This window comes from Puniceicoccus vermicola (assembly GCF_014230055.1).
Lineage (GTDB): Bacteria > Verrucomicrobiota > Verrucomicrobiia > Opitutales > Puniceicoccaceae > Puniceicoccus > Puniceicoccus vermicola.
This window is the reverse complement of sequence record NZ_JACHVA010000054.1, coordinates 1-2,120: the sequence shown is the minus strand read 5'-3', so window position 1 is coordinate 2,120 and position 2,120 is coordinate 1. Positions and strand designations below refer to the sequence as shown.

Sequence of the window (2,120 nt, the reverse complement as noted above, 5' to 3'; positions counted from 1 at the left end):
TTGAAAGCAACGCCACTTTGCCCCGGATTGAGTCCGAGATCCGACAGATCCGTGCTTCCAAGGGTCATCGTGCCTGAGAGCGTGGTTCCAGCAATGTATCCCGCCGGTGCGTAGGCTCCAAACTGGTCAAATCCCCATGGGTCGCCCGTTGTCGCGGTTACGGTAGCGGAATTCCAGGGAAAAGGAGTATTGAAAGCTCCGTCATCGTAACCATAGGCACCGGTGATATTGGTGTAGACCGCGTTAGGACCAAAGTCCGCTGGAAATCCGGAGCCAAACGAAGCAGTCTGGGAGTAAGTGGCCCAGTTGCCATCGTAGGTGATGGTGGTGTCTCCGGTGATCGCAGAATACTCGATCACCATCGTGAACTGAGCCGTGGCCGCCAATGGCAGGCTGAGAAGAGACACAAGAGGGAGAACAAAGCGAGAAATTGTTTTCATTACTCTAATTTTTAGTCAAAATCTAGCCGTCGGCAAGCAAATTTTCCGGCGATCGAAGCGAACGCTTCTCCCTTGCGCTTTACCAGAATTCGTGGACCCCTCCGACTCCTATTCGCGTTTGGCCTTTTCTCCCTTCCCTTCCAAAAAAGAATTCGAAACACACCACCGATCCCCACAAACGGAAACAGCTCCCCCCTCTACATCTGTGCCCATCTGAGTCATCTGTGGTTCATCTCCTCTCCTTCCCTCCGGAAATCCAGGAAAAGTTTACTAATCCAGTTCCGCCGCAGTCACCAAGAAATCCCGCACTTGGTCTGGATGAACTTCTCCCGACTAAATGCATGAAACATTGGGCTGACTCCATTCTTCCCGTCCCCATCTCCGACTAAAGATCAACCCAGCTGTGATTAACCACAGAACGCACCAAAACCTCAACAGGTGGGCACCTGTCTAATTCTGTGATTTCTGTGCTTTTTGTGGTTCCAGCGAAGGCAGTTGGGCTAACGCTCGGGCTTACAAAATTCAAGAATCAAGATCTGACGTCTTTTGCCTTTCCCGCTCCTTTGCAAGAGCCCCTCCGCAACTACGCTTCTTATCTCCGCCGTCTTAGAAAGACGAAACCAGAAGCAAAAAGGCCAAGCAAAACACCATAGCTGGATGGCTCCGGAACAACTGACCAGTTTACCGTTTGAGAACCCTTGAAAGCAACGCCACTTTGCCCCGGATTGAGTCCGAGATCCGACAGATCCGTGCTTCCAAGGGTCATCGTGCCTGAGAGCGTGGTTCCAGCAATGTATCCCGCCGGTGCGTAGGCTCCAAACTGGTCAAATCCCCATGGGTCGCCCGTTGTCGCGGTTACGGTAGCGGAATTCCAGGGAAAAGGAGTATTGAAAGCTCCGTCATCGTAACCATAGGCACCGGTGATATTGGTGTAGACCGCGTTAGGACCAAAGTCCGCTGGAAATCCGGAGCCAAACGAAGCAGTCTGGGAGTAAGTGGCCCAGTTGCCATCGTAGGTGATGGTGGTGTCTCCGGTGATCGCAGAATACTCGATCACCATCGTGAACTGAGCCGTGGCCGCCAATGGCAGGCTGAGAAGAGACACAAGAGGGAGAACAAAGCGAGAAATTGTTTTCATTACTCTAATTTTTAGTCAAAATCTAGCCGTCGGCAAGCAAATTTTCCGGCGATCGAAGCGAACGCTTCTCCCTTGCGCTTTACCAGAATTCGTGGACCCCTCCGACTCCTATTCGCGTTTGGCCTTTTCTCCCTTCCCTTCCAAAAAAGAATTCGAAACACACCACCGATCCCCACAAACGGAAACAGCTCCCCCCTCTACATCTGTGCCCATCTGAGTCATCTGTGGTTCATCTCCTCTCCTTCCCTCCGGAAATCCAGGAAAAGTTTACTAATCCAGTTCCGCCGCAGTCACCAAGAAATCCCGCACTTGGTCTGGATGAACTTCTCCCGACTAAATGCATGAAACATTGGGCTGACTCCATTCTTCCCGTCCCCATCTCCGACTAAAGATCAACCCAGCTGTGATTAACCACAGAACGCACCAAAACCTCAACAGGTGGGCACCTGTCTAATTCTGTGATTTCTGTGCTTTTTGTGGTTCCAGCGAAGGCAGTTGGGCTAACGCTCGGGCTTACAAAATTCAAGAATCAAGATCTGACG

The 2,120-nt window shown here is 51.5% G+C and carries 2 protein-coding genes; both read right to left on the bottom strand.

Features of this window, described 5'->3' with window-relative positions:
• On the bottom strand, positions 1 to 440 hold a 440-nt coding region (locus tag H5P30_RS07450), incomplete at its 3' end, for a hypothetical protein (protein ID WP_185691061.1).
• A gap of 592 nt (positions 441 to 1,032) precedes the next feature.
• Positions 1,033 to 1,578, bottom strand: coding sequence for a PEP-CTERM sorting domain-containing protein (locus H5P30_RS07445; protein ID WP_185692342.1), 546 nt, complete (start codon positions 1,576 to 1,578; stop codon positions 1,033 to 1,035).
• Positions 1,579 to 2,120: the final 542 nt, after the last annotated feature.